Source organism: Colwellia sp. 1_MG-2023 (genome assembly GCF_030546755.1).
Classification (GTDB): domain Bacteria; phylum Pseudomonadota; class Gammaproteobacteria; order Enterobacterales; family Alteromonadaceae; genus Thalassotalea_H.
In genome coordinates, this window is the sequence record NZ_JAUOPE010000001.1 from 466,308 (window position 1) to 486,329 (window position 20,022).

Annotated in this window: 16 protein-coding genes; 11 read left to right on the forward strand and 5 right to left on the reverse strand. The window is 37.4% G+C overall.

Features of this window, described 5'->3' with window-relative positions:
• Positions 1-40: 40 nt before the first annotated feature.
• Entirely contained in the window at positions 41-1,987 is a 1,947-nt protein-coding gene (locus Q4493_RS02030) for a choline BCCT transporter BetT (protein WP_303449017.1), read from the reverse strand.
• Between the two features lie 231 nt (positions 1,988-2,218).
• Between Q4493_RS02030 and Q4493_RS02035 the strand changes: the two genes are divergently transcribed.
• The 6 genes from Q4493_RS02035 to Q4493_RS02060 all read left to right on the forward strand — a co-directional run bounded on the left by Q4493_RS02035 (position 2,219) and on the right by Q4493_RS02060 (position 11,078).
• Entirely contained in the window at positions 2,219-4,879 is a 2,661-nt protein-coding gene (locus Q4493_RS02035) for a TonB-dependent receptor (protein ID WP_303449019.1), read from the forward strand.
• A 158-nt stretch (positions 4,880-5,037) separates the two neighbouring features.
• A complete protein-coding gene (locus tag Q4493_RS02040) occupies positions 5,038-7,032 on the forward strand; it encodes a tetratricopeptide repeat-containing sulfotransferase family protein (protein WP_303449021.1) in 1,995 nt (664 codons plus the stop codon).
• A gap of 48 nt (positions 7,033-7,080) precedes the next feature.
• Positions 7,081-8,268: an esterase gene (locus Q4493_RS02045; RefSeq protein ID WP_303449023.1), complete on the forward strand. Its 1,188-nt coding sequence runs from the start codon at positions 7,081-7,083 to the stop codon at positions 8,266-8,268.
• A 596-nt stretch (positions 8,269-8,864) separates the two neighbouring features.
• Complete coding sequence (locus tag Q4493_RS02050) at positions 8,865-9,257, forward strand: hypothetical protein (protein WP_303449025.1); 393 nt, start codon at positions 8,865-8,867, stop codon at positions 9,255-9,257.
• A 127-nt stretch (positions 9,258-9,384) separates the two neighbouring features.
• Positions 9,385-10,389 carry a DUF4238 domain-containing protein gene (locus Q4493_RS02055; protein WP_303449026.1) on the forward strand — a complete coding sequence of 335 codons (1,005 nt, stop codon included), beginning with the start codon at positions 9,385-9,387 and terminating at the stop codon, positions 10,387-10,389.
• A 221-nt stretch (positions 10,390-10,610) separates the two neighbouring features.
• Positions 10,611-11,078, forward strand: coding sequence for a 2TM domain-containing protein (locus Q4493_RS02060; RefSeq protein ID WP_368506774.1), 468 nt, complete (start codon positions 10,611-10,613; stop codon positions 11,076-11,078).
• Between the two features lie 278 nt (positions 11,079-11,356).
• On the opposite strand, the gene Q4493_RS02065 is transcribed toward Q4493_RS02060, so the two are convergent.
• Positions 11,357-11,839: a YajQ family cyclic di-GMP-binding protein gene (locus tag Q4493_RS02065; protein ID WP_303449027.1), complete on the reverse strand. Its 483-nt coding sequence runs from the start codon at positions 11,837-11,839 to the stop codon at positions 11,357-11,359.
• Between the two features lie 123 nt (positions 11,840-11,962).
• Between Q4493_RS02065 and Q4493_RS02070 the strand changes: the two genes are divergently transcribed.
• Positions 11,963-12,319 carry a VanZ family protein gene (locus tag Q4493_RS02070; protein ID WP_303449028.1) on the forward strand — a complete coding sequence of 119 codons (357 nt, stop codon included), beginning with the start codon at positions 11,963-11,965 and terminating at the stop codon, positions 12,317-12,319.
• Entirely contained in the window at positions 12,316-13,233 is a 918-nt protein-coding gene (locus Q4493_RS02075; protein WP_303449029.1) for a ketopantoate reductase family protein, read from the forward strand. Before Q4493_RS02070 ends, Q4493_RS02075 begins: the two co-directional genes overlap by 4 nt.
• Positions 13,234-13,269: 36 nt before the next feature.
• Here Q4493_RS02075 and thiI read toward each other — a convergent pair whose 3' ends face one another.
• The 3 genes from thiI to pomA form a co-directional block, all read right to left on the reverse strand.
• Positions 13,270-14,724, reverse strand: coding sequence for a tRNA uracil 4-sulfurtransferase ThiI (gene thiI / locus Q4493_RS02080; protein WP_303449030.1), 1,455 nt, complete (start codon positions 14,722-14,724; stop codon positions 13,270-13,272).
• Positions 14,725-14,925: 201 nt separating this feature from the next.
• A complete protein-coding gene (locus Q4493_RS02085) occupies positions 14,926-15,876 on the reverse strand; it encodes a flagellar motor protein MotB (RefSeq protein ID WP_303449031.1) in 951 nt (316 codons plus the stop codon).
• Positions 15,877-15,887: 11 nt separating this feature from the next.
• Positions 15,888-16,652: a flagellar motor protein PomA gene (gene pomA / locus Q4493_RS02090; RefSeq protein WP_303449032.1), complete on the reverse strand. Its 765-nt coding sequence runs from the start codon at positions 16,650-16,652 to the stop codon at positions 15,888-15,890.
• Positions 16,653-16,938: 286 nt separating this feature from the next.
• On the opposite strand from pomA, the gene Q4493_RS02095 reads away from it, so the two are divergent.
• The 3 genes from Q4493_RS02095 to dxs are packed head-to-tail and all read left to right on the forward strand — an operon-like array spanning position 16,939 to position 19,978.
• Positions 16,939-17,184 (forward strand): exodeoxyribonuclease VII small subunit, encoded by a 246-nt coding sequence (locus Q4493_RS02095; protein WP_303449033.1) that lies wholly within the window; start codon positions 16,939-16,941, stop codon positions 17,182-17,184.
• Positions 17,185-17,186: 2 nt separating this feature from the next.
• The gene (ispA, locus tag Q4493_RS02100) at positions 17,187-18,077 is read left to right on the forward strand and encodes a (2E,6E)-farnesyl diphosphate synthase (RefSeq protein ID WP_303449034.1); all 891 of its coding nucleotides are present in this window, start codon (positions 17,187-17,189) and stop codon (positions 18,075-18,077) included.
• Between the two features lie 41 nt (positions 18,078-18,118).
• The gene (gene dxs, locus Q4493_RS02105; RefSeq protein WP_303449035.1) at positions 18,119-19,978 is read left to right on the forward strand and encodes a 1-deoxy-D-xylulose-5-phosphate synthase; all 1,860 of its coding nucleotides are present in this window, start codon (positions 18,119-18,121) and stop codon (positions 19,976-19,978) included.
• The last annotated feature ends 44 nt before the right edge of the window (positions 19,979-20,022 follow it).

Consider the following 20,022-nt stretch of genomic DNA (forward strand, 5'->3'; position numbering starts at 1 on the left):
GGATTGATGTAGCGCCAGAGAAAACCTGACGCTACCTCATTTAACGTAATAAGTGTAAAAAATGCAGATGTTTATGGTATTGATCAATAATGTTATTGATCACCGCATCTTTCGACCACCCCATAATGTCATAGTCTTGCCCACCTTCAAGTAAATGCACCTCTACACGATAATAACTTTGCTCGTCATCTGGTTCTTGGACAAAATCTGGCTGCGAGTACTTTTGGGCAAGCACCTGATAAACAAAGGTTTGCTCGTCTCCATGTTCAACCGTTAAACGCAAACCATTGTCATGCGAAATACGAACATTAATTTGATTTTCCTGTAACTCCTTCGCGACTAATTCAAAAGCAGGGGCAACCGTTTGATTGATAAATTTATTCACATTCGTTTTATTGGGAAAATCCACCACACTCTTTAAACGTAATTGCCAACTATTGTTGTGCTCATTAGTCGCATGAGGTATCGCCGTTAATTGTTGGCTATCTTGTTTACAAGCTTCAACCCTTAACGCTTTTATTAAACCGACAATGGCAAGAATTAGCACAATAGCAAAGGGTAAAGCACTTGCAATTGTCATAGTTTGTAAGGCATTAAGCCCACCTACTAACAGCAATATCGCAGCAACCACACCTATACCAACAGCCCAATAAACACGCTGCCATAGAGGTGTATCATTTTTTCCATGCGAGCAAAGCATATCAACCACCATGGCACCTGAATCACATGAAGTAACGAAAAATATCACTATCATTAACACGCTAAAAAATGACAAGACTGACGTTAAAGGAAAGTTTTCTAAAAAGACAAACAAAGCGACAGAAGAGTCTTTGCTAACCATTTCGCCAAGTTCAACCACACCTTGGTTATAAACCAAATCTATCGCGCTATTACCAAACACTGTCATCCAAAATAAAGTAAAAACGGTAGGAATGAGTGTCACACCAACAATAAATTCTTTTATGGTGCGGCCGCGAGAAATACGCGCAATAAATAAACCTACAAAAGGCGCCCAAGCTAACCACCAGCCCCAATAAAAAATTGTCCAGCCACCTATCCAATTTGTTTTTTTATAGGCAAATAAGTTAAACGTGTTATGAACAATATCAGCAAGATATTCACCAATATTTTGTAAATATGCTTGTAACAAAAATACCGTAGGGCCGACGATAAAGATAAGCGCTAATAAAATGATCGCTAAAATCATATTAGCTTCAGACAATCTTCGCACGCCTTTGTCTAAACCCGTAGCAACTGAGATAACCGCTAACAAAGTTATTGCACACATGATCACGATTTGATTAGTAATAGAAACGTCAATATCAAATAAATAACTAAAACCAGCATTGACTTGCGATGCCCCAAGACCAAGCGAAGTAGCCACACCAAACACAGTGCCAACTACGGCAAAAATATCCACTAAATGCCCCGGCCATTGATAAATTCTTTCACCAATTAAAGGATATAAAGCTGAACGTAATGTTAAGGGTAAATTATGACGATAACTAAAATATGCCAACACTAAAGCAACAATTGCGTAAATTGCCCAAGCATGAAGTCCCCAATGAAAAAAGGTCATTTTCATCGCTTCTTGCACCGCAGCAACTGTTCCTGTTTCAGCAGTTGGAGGTGACAAATAATGCATGAGTGGCTCAGCCACGCCAAAAAACATTAAGCCTATGCCCATGCCTGCGGCAAACAACATAGAAAGCCAAGTCATTAAAGAATAATCAGGAACGGCATGATCAGGCCCTAATCGAATTTCTCCATAGCGAGAAAAACCTAAAAAGATAACAAAAAAGAAAATAAAGGCTACGGTAAGTACATAAAACCAACTGCCATTATCAACAATACTTGTTTGCATTAAATTGAATAACGCTTGAGCTTGCTTTGGTAATAAAGCGGTATAAATTAATAACGCAATAATAATAGAAGAAGCACTAACAAATACTTTCTTATTTAATTGACTCTTAGTAGCTAGTGACAATGCCTTTCCCTAAATTTAATTTGAATTGATATTATATCTAGATATTACTTGGTGTAAACATCCTGCAATATATTCAACATAGCAAAGCAAAATATTTATAAAAAACTCTTACCTAGTAAGCTTTTGATAAAATACACTTATATTGCTAGACTACAAATGCCAATAAATATAGTTAGAGTTCTAATAGTATCTATTGTACATGAATGATAATAATTATTAGGGATAAATAATATGAAACTCACCAAGCTGCACTGTGCAGTTATCACTGCGATAGCTGCTTCTAGCCCTCTCAATGCAGAAGAAATAAACAAAAAAGAAAGATCAGCTATTGAAGTAATCGAAGTTACCGCAACTAAGCGTGCGGAATCTATTCAAGAAGTCCCCGTCACCGTTACAGCTATAACAGGTGATAGTTTAGAAAAGCTTGGTGTTGCCAATTTTGATGAATATGTCGAATTTTTACCAAGTGTCTCTTTTCAGGGTACTGGCCCCGGACAAAATGAAATAATCATGCGCGGAGCAGCTACTAACCAAACAAACATTTCCGTTTCATCGGTGCAAGCCCTACAACCTTCCGTTGCTTTTTACCTAGATGAACAGCCCGTTTCAATGCAAGGGCGTAATTTAGATGTATACGCGACTGACGTTGAACGTGTTGAAGTATTACCCGGCCCACAAGGCACACTCTTTGGTGCAAGTTCGCAATCAGGTACGGTACGCTTAATAACGAATAAACCAACCCACGATGGTTTTGCTGCCGGTTTTGATACCAGTATTAGCAGCACAAAAGGCGGCGACATGAGTAACTCTGTTGAAGCTTATTTTAATATGTCCCTCTCTAATGATATTGCAGTACGTGTTGCTGCCTATAATGATCATGCTGGCGGTTGGATTGATAACATTCTCAATGTACCTGGTGAAGGTGGTTATATTGGCAGTGCTGTCGTTGTCGATAGAATTTCTGCTGGTTGGGGAAAATTAGCCGATCCAGAAAATACACCAATAGTGTCACCACAAAATGCTCGCTTAGTTGAAGAAAATTATAACACCACGAATTATGCTGGTGCTCGTTTTGGCTTATCTTATCTGATTAATGATGAATGGGAATTGCTAGTACAGCACACGCAACAATCTCTCGACACTGAAGGGGTATTTGCGTATGACCCTAACCTTGAGGGAGAGGAATCAACCAATCGTTTTCAACCAGAAAATAACAATGACGATTTTGGTTTAACCACTTGGACATTAGCAGGCCGTCTTGAACAATTAGATATTGTTTACACTGGTGGCTATTTAGATAGAGATATTAACTCAACGATTGATTACACGGGTTATACCAATGGCGGCTTATTTGCTACCTACTACCTTTGTAATTACTCAGCAGCACCTGAAGTTCAAGAATGTCTTGATCCAACAAAATATTATAAAGAAGATACCAGTGCATCGCGTATCACTCATGAATTACGCGCAAACACCTCTGCAGAAAACCGCTGGCGTGTCACTGCCGGAATTTTTTATGATTCACAAGAGTTATCAACCGTTGGGCAATTTAATATAGCGAATACTGATTTACCTCTCTTTACTGACTTGCAACGTACACTTCCAGGTAATGAGGGTATTAATAGTGATGGTGGACCTTTCCCTTCTGAAGTTAGTTTCATTAATGATGTCACTCACACCATTGATCAAATAGCCGTATTTGGTCAATTTGAATTTGATTTAACAGAGACTGTTACCGCAAGTTTTGGCGCGCGTTGGTATCAAATTGATGATATTTATAAAGGCTCTACTTCAACAGTAGATGTAAGTGGCCGACTACGTGCATTTGGTGACGGAAGCGACGCTGCATTAACTGAATTTTTTGGCGCTGATGAAGCCGCGGCAATTCAAGCCGCTATTGCAAGTGGTCAATTAGAAACAAGCTTATTAGATAGCGATGGTAAGTTAACCGTAGATGATACGATCATCAAAACCTCAATTGATTGGAAAGTCTCAGAAGATGTGATGCTATTTGCATCCTACTCTGAAGGATTTAGACCACCAGTTACTAACCGAGTAGGAGGTGGCTCAGCTACGTCTCAAGAAGGTGCTTTTGAGGGATTTCGTATCCCCGTTTACTCAACGACTGATAGTTTAGATAATATAGAATTAGGGATTAAATCAACGTTATTCGATCAATCGCTACGCTTTAATGCGACAGCTTATTACTCTGAAATATCTGACTTACAAACCTCACGATTTGATCCAACTAACATCAGTTTCTTAGTATTTACTGATAACGTAGGTGATGCAGAAATTAGAGGTGTTGATGGTGACTTTACTTGGGCTGCTACTGACAGCCTAATTATTTCTGGCGCATTTAGTTGGATTGATACTGAGCTAACTTCGGTCAATGACGAACTTGTTGGCATAGCACCGCCAGTGGGCAGTCGATTACCGTTTACCGCTGAATTTTCAGGTAATTTACAAGCAAGTTACTATTATCCTATTAAAGGCAATATGTCTGGTTATATCAATGGCTCTATCAGTTATACCGGCGATAGGTTAACGGGTATGACCATGAATGCCAATGTGGTTGAAGATACAAGTCAATTGATCTATGGCAGAGGATCAGGTTTAAGCATTGAAAATGAAGCGAGTGTTTATTCTGGCGTTAATTACCAAGACCGTAATGGCAATACATTCAAAGGCGGTCGTTATGTAGCAGATAGTTACATTCTGGCAAACCTAAGTTTTGGCGTAACAAACGACGAATGGAAAGCAGAACTTTTTATCGATAACTTAACCGATGAAAATGCTACTTTAAATATTGATACCCAACAATTTACTCCAAAAGTTGTGACCAATAGACCACGTACCATTGGCTTTAGATTTTCTTATGATTTTTACTAAATATTTCTATTACTTAATAAATTAGCTTAATAAATCAAAGTACTAATCCAAAGTAATATCCCAATAAAAGCCGTTTGATACCTATATCAAGCGGCTTTTTATTGTTACAGTATTTTCGCTTATTTTTTCTCGACAAAAACACTTATGGAGCGTCATCGTTGAATAAACCAATTTCCCCCGAATTAGCCACACAAATTAAGGCGATTCAACAATTAATTCAAACGGCAAAATTCGACGAGGCTATTTTACAAGCAACAACATTGCAAGAACAAACATCAAGCACTCAGCCTTTAGAAAAGCAACCACTCATTGAACTTTGGTATTTAATCGCAGTGGCACAACGTTATAAAAAAGCATACAGCGAAGCGCTTATTAGTATTCAAGCGTTACTTAAGTTAAATAAATCGCATGCGAGAGCCTATCAAGAACAAGGTTATGTACAACTTGCTTTAGCAAAACCGTCACAAGCGATTCTCTCCTTTGAGCAAGCAGTCAAGCTAAACCCTAGTTTAGTGGCAAGTTGGCAAGAGCTCATCAATTTATATCGCGACAGTGAACGTGTTGATGACGTACAAATTGCCGCCAACCAATTGGCAAAACTCAAAAAATTACCACCCGCATTGCTTGCAGTAATTGAATTAATGCACGAAGGAAACGTATTAAAAGCGGATCAAATTTGTCGTCATTTTTTACAACAAAATAAACATCATATCGAAGGCATGTGCTTACTCGCCGAAATTGGCATTGAATTGAAAGTCTATGATGATGCCGAGTTTTTGTTAGCTAGCGCGCTTGAACTAGAGCCAAGTCATATTTACGCACGCTCACAATATTTGAATCTACTGATTAAAATTGGCAAATACCAATTAGCTGAACAACAGGTGGCTATTTTACTAAAAGCACAACCTAATAATCTTAGCTTTCAAGTCGCGCAAGCCAATATTTTTACCGGTTTAGGAGAGCTAGAACAAGCCATTGCTTTATATGAACAAGTCATCGCGAAAAACAACACGGTGGCTGAGTTTCATTTACAATTAGGTCATGCACTTAAAGCAAACGGTGACATCTCAAAAGCTATTACGGCTTACCAAACCGCTTATCAACTTAAGCCAAGTTATGGCGATGCGTATTGGAGTTTAGCGAACACTAAAACCTACCGTTTCAGTGATGACGAAATTACCCAAATGCAACACCAGCAATCACAAGAAAACTTGCCATTAACCGATAGTATTCAACTCTATTTTGCGACCGGTAAAGCATTTGAAGATAGAAAAAATTACCAGCAAGCTTTTACTGCCTATCAACATGGTAATCAACTACAAGCGACACATAATCAATTCGATATCAGTAAAATTGAGCAACAAGTTAATGATCAAATACAATATTGTACCGCTGAGTTATTTCAACAACGTGGGCATTTAGGCTTAGACTCACCCGACGCCATTTTTATTGTTGGTCTGCCCCGTGCCGGCTCAACCTTGCTTGAACAAATTCTTGCTTCACATAGCCAAGTAGACGGCACTATGGAGCTACATAATATTTTAGGTTTAGCATCAAGACTTCGTGGCAGAAACAATACGCAAAGCCAATATCCTAAAAATTTAGCTGAGATCAACGGCGATTATTTTAAACGTTTTGGTCAACAGTTTATTAATGAAACGAAAACCTATCGTCAACAAGCACCATTTTTTATCGACAAAATGCCCAATAACTTTCTGCATATTGGCTTAATTAAGCTTATTCTCCCTAATGCAAAAATTATTGACGCCCGCCGATCACCTATGGCCTGTTGTTTTAGTGGATTTAAGCAGCTATTCGCTGAAGGGCAAGATTTTAGCTACAGTCTTGATGACTTAGGTCGATACTACAAGGCTTACTTAAAGCTGATGGCACACTGGGAAAAGGTATTGCCCAATCAAGTGTTAACCGTGCACCACGAAGATGTCGTTGATGACTTAGCAACACAAGTGGGTCGAATCTTAGATTTTTGTCAATTAGACTTTGAACAGTCATGTATAGATTTTCATCAAACAAAACGCGCGATAAAAACACCTAGTTCAGAGCAAGTTCGCCAACCTATTTATAAAAATGCCACTGAGCAGTGGAAACACTTTGAGCAATATTTAACGCCATTAAAAAATGCACTTAAGTAAAGTAAGCAGATAAATAAAAGCAAATCAGTTTAATACAAGGATTTAACCATGATAAAAGCACTAGTAATGAGTCTGAGCATTTTAATGTGTACCCTGTCCTTCTCAACAACAGCGACAGATATTAAAGAACTTAATCCAATTCAATCACTTAAAATATCCTCTAAGCTATTTAAAGGCCCAATTGAATATAACGTTACCCTACCAAAAAGTTATCATGAAGCTAAAGCAAAGGATAAAAAATATTTTGTTATTTTTGATTTACACCCACGCAGTCAGCCTTACCTTAGCGGCTTACATGATTGGTTAAGCCATAATGGTGATTGGCCTTGGCTTGAGTCGATTGTCGTTACACCAGCAAGTTATAATGCTGAATTTGCAGAATTATTTCGACAATTAGAAAAGGAACCACAAGATAATTCGCTGCTTGATTATTTTGAAAACGATCTACTAACCAGTATCGATGAAAACTATAGAACAAATGGCTTTAAAATTTATAGCGGCTTTATGGGGAATGGCGCATTCGGTCTATTTACTTTACTGAATCGACCATCCCTTTTTAATGCTTATATCATCACGAGTCCTTCACTAGCAAATGACTTTGCGATGATCACATCGCAAGCAAAAATGAAGCTAACGGCAACAGATGACAAAATGCGTTTTCTCTATTTAGCCACTGGTACACATCAATACGAACAAGGTAACTTACCAGCCTTTGATTTATTCGAAGAGGCGTTAAAAACTTCAGCACCAGAGACTCTCGATTGGCAGGTTCATCGAAATACCAGCAACTATTACATGTCACAACCTATCATTTCTACGATAAACGCTATCGAAGCGTTATTTAGTGATATTCATATCGACTTAGCACCAGATTCAAAAACTTCTCAGCAAGGTGTACAAGCAATTATTGATTATTACGGTAAGATTTCTCAGAAAAAATATGGTTTTAGCGTATCTGCAGAAGGTTCATTAAAAACTCTGGCTAAGTCTGTGATGGAAAAAGATAGTCAAAAAGGCCTAGCAATCTATCAAAAAACGGCAGAACTTTACCCTGAATCGGCTTATGCTTTATCCTCTTTAGCAAAAGCTTATGCAGACCTTGATGACATTCATAATGCGATAAAATACCAAACCCTTGCGGTAGAGAAATCAAAATCATTGATTCAATGGCATCAAAATAAGCACCAAGAATATTTAAAGCACTATCAAGAAAGCCTGGCAAATAAGCATCAATAGCAGCTTTGAATAAATGTCCAAGAAAGATTCGATTTAATGTGTGAAAAATGGTTTTTCAGAAGAAATCAGGAAATAAAAAAGCTAGCTTCGAACTAGCAACTTGCAAGTAGACTGTATAAGAGAAATAAGTCTTAACTTGAACGGTAAGATTCGATTAAAAAACAGAATCAAATCTTACCGTCGCATAATTGCCAAATTAAGGTCTTAAACGGACGTTGATATAGAAGAATAAACTTTTAAATAAATATCAAATATTGTCTCTTTTGGGAATTATTGAGAAGTCTCAGTAAATACTAATAAACAAAGTTTACTCTATAAAAAATCATAAATTAACTTTATAAAAAATATAGGTTTAGTGTTTTCTATGAGCGTTGGATATTACTGAGCAGTCTCAGCAATATCCAACACAAACTATTTTATTTAACATTCACCTTTCTAATTCATTGAAATTATGGAATATTAACTAATAAACAATCAAAATTATGGAACGGACATTACTGAGCAGTCTCCATAATAAGCTGCTAGGTGCTTAAATAGTTTTGTAGTTATATAAATTAATGCGATCAAATTTAGAATAAAGATATAAAGGGAAGTTAATGTCAAAGACTAAGAGAAAACTATTGGATAGCAATGATTCTACTACGTTATATAAACTCACTAATCCTAAAATTGTAGATAAACCCAATTTACACGTTGTTATTCGACCTTCTGATGGTGATTGGTTAATTGAAGATTCACATATTTTAAGAGGATATGCTGGATCCCAACGAAGCCTAGAATCTAAAGTTAATCGATATGAATCAAGTAATATTTGGCCTAATCAATGTGAGCTAGGTATCGGGGTTTATATAAATGGAAACCTGAATCAAGTATTAGTAGCTAAAAACCTAGGGCGTAGGCCTGTACCAAAGCAATCAAGCTCTTTACCATTAGATGATATTCATGGTGTGGTAGGTTTAACGAGAGATGATATCTATAAACCGGATTAATTCGCACCTAACAAGAACATCAAACGGAAAAATTACAGTTGGCTTTTTCCTCTTCGCGACACATTATAGCCAACAATTTTTGTCCGCTTAAGTGGGCGTTAGTTTACCAATCACCTATGGAGTCTAAATGAGTCAATCGTCTAAATTGAGCACGGATGTAAAAAAACAGCATACTGTACCTCGATTTTTATTAGATCATTTCGGCTTTGGGAAAAAAAATAAGAAACGACGTTTATTCACTTTTGATAAAAAAAATGAAAGAGAATTTCAACAATCTGTATTTGATGCTACAACAAGAAATAGTTTCTACAATATTAGTGATCACCCTGAAAAAGCGAGTTTAGAACCTATATTAGGTATTTATGAAACTAAAGCGGCTCCAATTATTAAAAAAATTATTACCGCTAATAATATCTCATGCCTTACTGAAGACGAGAAAATCATCATTGCAACATTTACAGCCGTCCAAAGGGGTAGGTCATTTGGGGAGCTTCAACGAATTAACCATCTGATGAGTGCAGTATCAGATAAATTTGAGGCTATTGGGGCGACACCTGAACAAATTGAGAAAGAACTGGGTAGTGAGGGGTCATCTGAACGAAAAACATTATTTTTGAAGATGATATTAGATCAAAATGATGTGATAACTCACATAATGAATAAATCATGGATTTTATACGAAACGTGTAATAGTAATCCATTTTATATATCAGACAACCCAATAACATTGTACAACGATATCGATATGGGATTTTATGGCAACTTAGGTGTAGGTTTAAAAGGTATCCAAATTCATTTACCTCTTTCAACTACGTTAACTCTAGCGTTTACTTGTCCTTCAATTGCAGAGCGAGCAATTAAATCTAAAAGGCAAGTAGAGCAAATGTCTATAATGAATCCTCAAATGCTTCATATGCTTAAAAACCCTTCAAAACTTGTAAAATATGGTGAAGCATATGAAACAGGTGTTCCTATGAAGCAAACCGCTGAAAATGTGAGATTCTTAAATAGTTTGCAAGTAACATTTTCAGAGCAATATGTATTTTCCGAAAAAGATGATTTTTCTCTAATTAAAGAAATGATTGCTAATGATGGGTCTTATAAAACTGGCCCGAGAATGCAGGTAAACTAACAAGAAAATTAAGCGGGACTGCTAACAGTTTGCTCGGTTTCTCTTCGCTACACAATTTTAGCAAACTATTAATCAGCCCCTTATTGGGGCGTTATGTACTTTTGTATGTTTGTAACCTGCTGATATTTAATGAGTGTCATGAATATGTCACGTAGGTGTCGTAGTCAAAATAAGGGTATGTGGTTGATAATCAGTATCGAACTACAGCTAAGGATATATAAATGATCGTTCGCAAACTAAGAATACAAAAAGGTTGGTCTCAAGAACAACTTGCTCAATTCAGCGGATTGAGTGTAAGAACAATTCAACGCATTGAAAGAGGAAAAACTGCTGGATTGGAATCATTGAAATCTTTAGCTGCTGTTTTTGAAGTTAATATTCAAGACTTACAACAGGAGACGGTTATGGATACCAAAACAAACCTTTCGGATAAAGAAGTTGAAATAATTGAACATGTAAAAGACATAAAAGATTTTTATTCGCACCTTATTAATTATGGAATAGTTGTTGGGGCATTTTTTATTTTAAACCTAATAACAAACCCTAATTACATTTGGGCTTGGTGGATAGCTATTGGTTGGGGAATTGGCGTAATTTCTCACGGACTTAGTGTTTTTGAAATAACAAATTTTTTCGGTGCTGATTGGGAAAAAAGACAAATAGAAAAAAGGCTGAAGAGAAAACTGTAACGCACATAACAAGAGGTTAAGGTGTCAAATAGATACATGCCCTTTGTTAGGTTAATAGTGAATGTCCGCAAAGTCGAAATAACAGGCTATAAACCGCTTTTTCCCAAAGTCGGCATTTCGCTCTTAGCTGATTGTCAGATGAAATCTAAACCTAATCAGTATAATGGTATGAAAAGATATGAACTGCTAAATATAAGCGGAAAGAAAAAGCCGATAATGAAAAATTATCGGCTTTTTATTTAGTCATTTAACAATTTAATGTTGCTAAGCGTTTTTGATTAATCTCTAAAATTATTAAACTGAAAGGATTGATCAAGATCAGACTCTTTGACTAAGCGCATCACTGCTTGTAAATCATCACGCTTTTTACCTGTCACTCTAAGTTGCTCACCTTGAATTGACGCTTGCACTTTTAGCTTGCTGTCTTTAATAATTTTCACTAATTTCTTGGCGATAGGTTGTTCAATACCTTCTTTAAATGAAATAGTTGCTGAACAGTTTCTACCAGAAAATTCAGGCTCACCAACAGTCATAGCTTTGGCATCAACTTGTCGTTTGGTTAATTGCGACCTGAGCATATCAACTAATTGTTTTACTTGAAAATCCGCTTCAGCTTTCACGACAACATTAGGTTTTTTCCACTCTAAACTAGCTTCAACGCCTCTAAAGTCAAAACGGGTGCTTAACTCTCTGCTAGCATTTTCAGTTGCATTTCGAACTTCTTCTATATTAATTTCTGACACTATATCCATTGAAGGCATATTATTCTCGCTTAACTTAACTAATTCACAAGGTTATATGAGGTTATAATAACAAAAAGTGTATCGTTGAAAAACTAATAATCCGCATGGCACCTTGCCAAATTCTCATGTTATGATCTGATGATGAAAACTCAACAACGCCTTACAATCATATTGTTTGTTATCTTGACGATAATATTACTCACCAGCGCTTTTTTTGAACCTCTATTTATTATTGAGCAAAGCTTACAAATAGATACGCTTGGCCATTTCCTAGGCTTTTATTGTCTTACCTGGTTTTTACATAAAAACTTATCACTACCTTTAGTAAATATCTGTCTTTGTATGATTTTTTATGGCGCTGTAACAGAGTTAAGCCAACTGTATTTAGGATTTCGAAAAGGTGAAGTTAGTGATTTTGTAGCCGATGTTGTCGGCATTACACTTTATATGGCGATAGTTTGGCTTAAACGCCCGTCCCTTGAAAAAGAGCCGCGATGAATATTGTTATTATTGGCCAAGGTGCCATTGGATTATTGTGGTATTTTAAACTTAGCCAACAAGCTCACAATAACGTTAGCTTACGATGCTCTGCCAAGGTCACAAATTTACCTGAGCGCATGACATTTACAGATAGCTCACAACAAAGCCATCAACAAATAATAGCCTTTGCAAGCGATGAACATCTTCAACAAGCTGATCTAATTATTTATTGCTTAAAAGCTTATGCCCTTGAGCAAGCACATCTGCAATATCATCCGTTGTTTAATCAAAATGCCACCATTATTTTCTCCCATAATGGACTCATAGACATTAAGTCATTTGCCTTACCACTTAAAAAAAACCAAGCGAACATTGCGATGTTAATGACGCATGGCAGTTTAAAAACCGATCATTTTAATATTATGCATACCGGCGAAGGCCATAGTGATATTGGTTTAATCGCGGGTGATATTTCAGCAAATAAACGCAGCACATTAGTCAAGATGTTAAATGAAGCGCTACCCTCGGTAACTTGGCAACAACATATCAAAGAAAAACAATGGATTAAGCTCGCCATCAATTGTGTGATTAACCCTTTAACCGCGATACACAATTGCGATAATGGCGTGATTGCAAACGTAAAATTTCAGCAGGAAATTCAGGCGATTTTACAAGAAGTTGTGATGATTGCACGCAAGCATGAAGTAAGCTTATCGCTACATGATTTAACCCAAACGGTTTGTAAGGTTGCACAAAATACTGCGTTAAACTGCTCTTCAATGCGTAGCGATATTCATGCCAAAAGAAAAACTGAAATTGACCATATCAACGGCTTTGTTCATCAACAAGGGGCAATACATAACATACCAACCCCACATAACACGGCACTTTGGCAACAAATAAAAAAGCTAGCATCCAAAAATAGATGCTAGCTTCAGGGCTTTCTCTAGGTGTTGTTAAAACGTTACTTATGGACGATAAACTTTCGCGTTTTTAAAGCCATTATCAATTAAGTAAAGGGCTTGTAGTTTACTCATCACCCCTTGATCGCAATACAATAAATATTCTTTCGATTGATCTAAGTCGCCATATTGCGTGGATAACTTATAAAAAGGTAAATGCTTTACTTCAACACCGTCTAATTCTAACGGATTTTCGTCTTCTTCTTCAGGACTACGAATATCAAGAACGACAGCATTTTTACCGATATTAGCGACTTCATCAACGGCATGTATTTCTTCTTCTGCTGCATCACCAATGTCGCGAATATCAAAAATTCGAGTTGCTTCTACTACTTGATCTAAAATAGAGAAATCGAAGTTTTCTTCTTCAGCTTCAATTTTCGATAAAACCGCTTTTACGGTTGGCTTTTTCGAAATAACACCACAATATTCAGGAATAGTTTTAGAGAAATCTTCAGTGCCTATTTCACGAGCGATATCAATAATATCTTGTTTATCATAAGCCGCCAAAGGACGTAAAATTAACGTTTCGGTTACGCGATCAATAACATTTAAATTTGTTAAGGTTTGACTCGACACTTGACCTAAAGCTTCGCCGGTTACAAGTGCTTGTATACCGCGTTTTTCAGCCACTTTTGCCGCTGCACGCATCATCATACGTTTTAATACTACGCCCATTTGACCGTTTTCAATTTTCTCTAAAATTTCGGCAACAACCGGCTCAAAATCAACAGCGAAAAACTTAATACGGTGTGAGGCACCAAATTTATTCCATAAATAATGACTGACTTCTTTTACGCCAACTTCATGGGCAGAGCCACCTAAGTTGAAAAAACAAAAGTGCGTGCGTGCGCCTTTTTTGATCATTTGAAAACTAGAAACGGCGGAATCAAAACCACCTGACATTAACGATAAAACATCTTCTTGAGTGGCAATAGGAAAACCACCTAAGCCTTTAAATTTATGGGTAACGATAAAAAGCTCTTGATGTTTAACCTCTAAGTTAATCGTCACTTCTGGTTTTTTTAATTTAACCTTAGCGCTCTCAACAGCTTGATTAAGACCACCACCAACATATTGCTCAATTTGTAATGAGCTAAATTCATGATCGCCATTGCGCTTGGCTCTAACACAAAAAGTTTTATGAGCGATTGTGTCGGCATGAACGGATAAAGTTTTCTCAAAAATATCATGTAAATCAGTAAATTCTGTGCGTTGCACTTCAATAAACTGAGCAACACCAGGAATACATTGCAGCGTATCAATTAACTGTTCTCGATTTTTTTCATCAAGATTTTTGGTATTAACTTCAATACTGTCCCAGTTAATTTTTGTGGTCACTTGCTCATCAACTCGGCGTAAAACGTTCTTAATATTAGATTCTAATATTTTGGTAAAACGCTTACGTACAGGGCGACTTTTTATCGCAATTTCTGCCTGTAACTTCACAATAAACTTCATAAATAATACCGATGTTGATAACCAAGAAAATAATTGGCGCGCATTATACCTTATGCCTAAGCGTTATGTACAAGAATTGACGCACAAAAAAAGATCTCGTAAGAGATCTTCTTTAAATAGCCTAACAATTCAATTATTTACTTTGTTCTCAATTCATTTTCAAAACAGCAAAGCTATAATCTCAACGTTCACAATCACGAATTAATTATTATTATTAATCACGGAAAATGGCTCTGTCTCTTTAGGTTTACCTTGATTAATCGCAATTTCAACCCGACGATTACGACGTCTATTTAACGCATTCGTATTAGGCACTAGTGGACGTGAATCTGCATGTCCCGCGACTAACATACGTGAATCATCAAAATCAGGAACTTTCACTAACTCATGGGCAATAGCTACAGCACGTTTACTGGATAAATCCCAGTTTGAGGTAAATAACTCAGAACTAATCCCTTGGTTATCAGTATGACCAGAGACCATTATTTCACCGGGCACTGTTTTTAGTAGTTCACCAATTTCACGAATAATAGGTTTAAATTTTGGTTGTAAAAATGCGGAACCTGATGGAAACGCGCCATTTTCACGGATGCGAATGATCACTTGTTGACCTAATGATTCTAACTCAATAGCGCCATCTTGAATTTGCTGTTCCATTTGTTCAGCAATTTTTTTAACCAATTCGTTAACTTGTTCTTCTGAAGCTTGCTCAAGTTCATCTTTGGCTTTTTGCATCGCTTGCGCTGACATTTCATCTGCCGTACTTTGTGATTGCCCACCACGTTCAGTACCACGTTGTTCTTGGCGACCACCAGCAGAGGTTTCATCACCCGCTTGAAACTCTAACATTTGTTGAGTCATTTCAACAGTTTGCTGCTGAATCACTTCGATAGGAGTTGGCTCAGGCTTACCAGGTCGAAATTCTTGCGCGATAATGCTGGTACCTTTTGGAATATCTTTTACTTCAATTTTGTTTTGCACACCAAAAGCAAACTTCATTGAACCAGCAATTTGCTTGAACTTTAAAACATCCATCTCAGAAAAAGACAATAGCAATACAAAGAAGCACATCAGCAACGACATCAAATCAGCAAAAGTACCCATCCAAGCGGGTAACCCCGGCGGTGGACATTTACATTCTTGATCAGCCATAAATTTCTCAGTTACTCTTCGGTGGTATCAATTTTACGTTTACCTTCAGCTAAATAGTTTTTCAATAAGCCTTCGATAACGCGTGGATTTTGCCCATCTTGAATACCCAAAACAGCATCCAAAATAAGTTCTTGATTAAGTCTTTCTTCATCTAAACGAACTTTTAATTTATTTGCTATTGGAATCGCAATCACGTTTGCCAAGAAAGCACCGTAAAGTGTAGTTAATAGAGCAACCGCCATTGCCGGGCCAATTGCTTTCGGATCATCCATGTTAGATAACATAGCAACCAAACCGATAAGCGTACCTATCATACCCATAGCAGGCGCAACATCCGCTAATGCCATCATCATCCCGATACCTTTTTCATGGCGTTCGGTAGTTAAATTGATATCTTTTTGTAAGGTACCACGCACCACATCGGCATCATGGCCATCCACTAACATATCTACACCTTTTTGCATAAAGGCATTAGAGATTTCAGCTTCTTCAAGCGCTAAAAAACCACCTTTACGTGCAGCGTCAGCCATTTCCACAGACTTTTCAATTAATTCATCAGGTTGTTCAATTTTAAACATGAACGCTTTGCCCATGATTTTGCCAATACCGAAAAATTGACCAAGATTATAGTTAGACAAAACAACAAATAAGGAACCACAGAAAACGATCAGAACGGATTGAGTATCCACAAACATGCTGATATCGCCACCTAAGATCATTGCCATTACAATAAAACCAATGGCGCCTAAAATTCCTAGTAGCGTAGCTAAATCCACATAAGCCTCCCAAATATGTTACTAAATCCATCACCTTAAATTGATAATACCTTAAGGTTTTAAGATACGCGAATACAAATACTAACATCGGCTAAAACATAAACAACGTATTAATTATGAAGTTGGTATTTTTTTGTTATACAGTTATTATCGTCCATATTGTCAATAACTTAACCCTAATTAGATATTATTTTTTTTATCATATAAAAATAAGCAGCATTGACCAATAAGACTAGCTGAGGTAACTTGCGCGTTATCTAATAAAATAGTGATTAATTTTTCCCTAATGGCCCGTAAAAAAATTGAAAATTTAAGCTTTGAAGATTCACTAAATGAGCTTGAACAGATTGTCCAAAACCTTGAAAAAGGCGAATTAAGCTTAGAGGACTCTATGGCATTATTTGAAAGAGGTCTTGGCTTAAGTCAAGTGAGTCAAACAAAGCTTAAAGAGGCTGAACAAAAAGTCCAAATATTAATGGACAATAAAGGTGTCAGCAAACTTGAAGATTTTAACTATGACGAGAATGCATAGTTGTGGCAACGCTAACCCAACTTGAATATTTTCAAGAAAGAACCAATCAATATTTATTAAACAAACTCGACAGCCTAACCGTAAATGATGCCAAATTGCTTGAAGCAATGCGCTATGGTTTATTGATTGGTGGCAAACGAATGCGTCCGTATCTTGCTTATATCACGGGTAAATCGTTATCAGTCAATGAACATGATCTTGACGGCATAGCAGCCGCATTAGAATGCATCCACGCTTATTCATTATTACATGACGATCTTCCGGCAATGGATGACGATAACCTAAGACGAGGCAAACCAACGTGTCATATCGCCTTTGATGAAGCTACGGCCATTTTAGCCGGTGATAGTTTACAAACCTTAGCCTTTGATATTTTAGCTAATCATCCGTTTTCACAAGCGGTTTCAAGCAAACGTATTAACCTTATTCAACAGTTAGTCAAAGCAAGTGGTTATCAAGGCATGTGTGGCGGTCAAGCGCTTGACTTATCAGCAACCAATCAAACCATTTCTTTAGCACAATTAGAAACACTCCACGCTTTAAAAACGGGTGCTTTACTCGAAGCTTCAGTATTAATGGCAGCAGAATGTTCACAAGAGGTAACCGCAGAAGAAAAAGAACACTTGGCTTCTTTTGCTAAATTAATCGGCTTGGCTTATCAAGTGCGTGACGATATTATCGATATTACTTCCAGTGAAGAAGAACTCGGTAAACCTGCTGGTTCCGATATTGAAGCGAACAAAAGTACCTACCCTGCACTGCTTGGTTTACAGGGAGCACAGCAAAAAGCTGACAACTTATATCAACAAGCACTACAAGCTTTACATCATTTACCTTACAATACACAGAATCTATCGGAATTTGCGACTTTTATCATTCGCAGAACTAGCTAAGTTGCTACCAAGTACAAGTACTGTTGCTGAAAATAATAACTATGACTATAAACCTGAACGACTATCCTTTACTCTCGAAAATCAATTATCCGGCTGATTTACGTCAATTAGATCAAGCAAGCTTACCGCAAGCAAGTGAAGAATTGCGTCGTTATTTATTAAATTCTGTTAGTAATAGTAGTGGCCATTTCGCTTCAGGCTTAGGTACCATAGAACTTACCGTTGCTTTGCATTATGTTTATAACACGCCATTTGATCATTTAATTTGGGATGTTGGTCATCAAGCTTATCCACATAAAATTCTTACTGGGCGCCGTGATCAATTATTTAGCATCAGACAAAAAGATGGCTTACACCCTTTTCCGTGGCGCGAAGAAAGCGAATATGATGTATTAAGTGTTGGCCATTCGAGTACGTCTATTTCTGCGGCGCTTGGCTTAGCTGTCGCTGCTGAGAAAGAAGGAAAAAATCGTAAAACGGTTGCTGTTATTGGTGATGGCGCAATGACCGCAGGTATGGCGTTTGAAGCACTTAACCATGCCGGTGATATTCATAAAGATATGCTAGTAGTTCTTAATGACAATGAAATGTCGATCTCTGAAAATGTTGGCGCATTGAACAATCATTTAGCAAAAATGCTCTCAGGAAGCCTATACACTGGAATTCGTGAAGGTAGTAAGCGCATACTTAAAAACATTCCGCCCATTAAAGAACTTGCTAGTAGAGCTGAAGAGCATCTTAAAGGAATGGTCGTACCTAGTACATTTTTTGAAGAGTTAGGCTTTAACTATATTGGTCCAATTGATGGTCACGATGTCAATGGTTTAGTTGATACCATCACCAATATGCGAAACCTTAAGGGTCCTCAGTTATTGCATATAGCCACCAAAAAAGGCAAAGGCTATCACGCTGCCGAGCAAGACCCGATTAAATATCATGCAGTGCCTAAGTTTAACCCCGCTGACACTAGCTTGCCCGCTAGTAAGCCTAGTTTACCAACCTATTCAAAAATATTTGGTGATTGGTTATGTAAAACAGCTGAACAAGATGAAAAACTTGTCGCGATTACACCGGCGATGCGAGAAGGCTCAGGCATGGTAGAATTTAGCCAACGATTCCCTGAAAAATATTATGATGTGGCGATTGCCGAACAGCACGCCGTTACCTTTGCCGCAGGTTTAGCCATCGGTGGACATAATGCGGTTGTCGCAATCTATTCAAGCTTTTTACAACGTGGCTACGACCAGTTAATTCATGACGTTGCCATACAAAATTTGCCCGTTTTATTTGCCATCGACAGAGCCGGAATTGTTGGCGCAGATGGTCCTACCCATCAAGGGGCTTTTGATCTCAGCTTTATGCGCTGCATTCCTAATATGGTGATCATGACACCAGCAAATGAACGTGAATGCCAATTAATGTTAACCAGCGGACATAAACTTAACAGCCCTGCAGCAGTAAGATACCCTCGTGGAAATGGTACAGGTGAAACATTGCCTGACATTAATGAAACCATTGAAATAGGAAAAGGCAGAGTTATCGTTGACGGTGAAAATATTGCGATTCTAAATTTTGGCACAACGTTAGCGGAAGCCAGCAAGGCCGCAGAAGCAATTAATGCATCCGTTGTTGATATGCGCTTTGTTAAACCGCTTGATGAAACATTGATTGATGAATTAGTCAAAAATCATACCTGTTTAGTAACCGTTGAAGATAACGCAATTGCAGGCGGCGCAGGCTCTGCGGTTAATGAATACATTTTAAGTAAAGCCTATGCCATTAAAATATTAAATATTGGTTTACCTGATACTTTTATTAAACATGGTACTCAACAAGAAATTCATCAAGAACTTGGCTTAGACTGCACAGGTATTCTTGAAAAAATAAAGGCATTTACATAGAAAACAATCTGTTGAATCGCATAAGCTAAAAAGTCTAAATACAG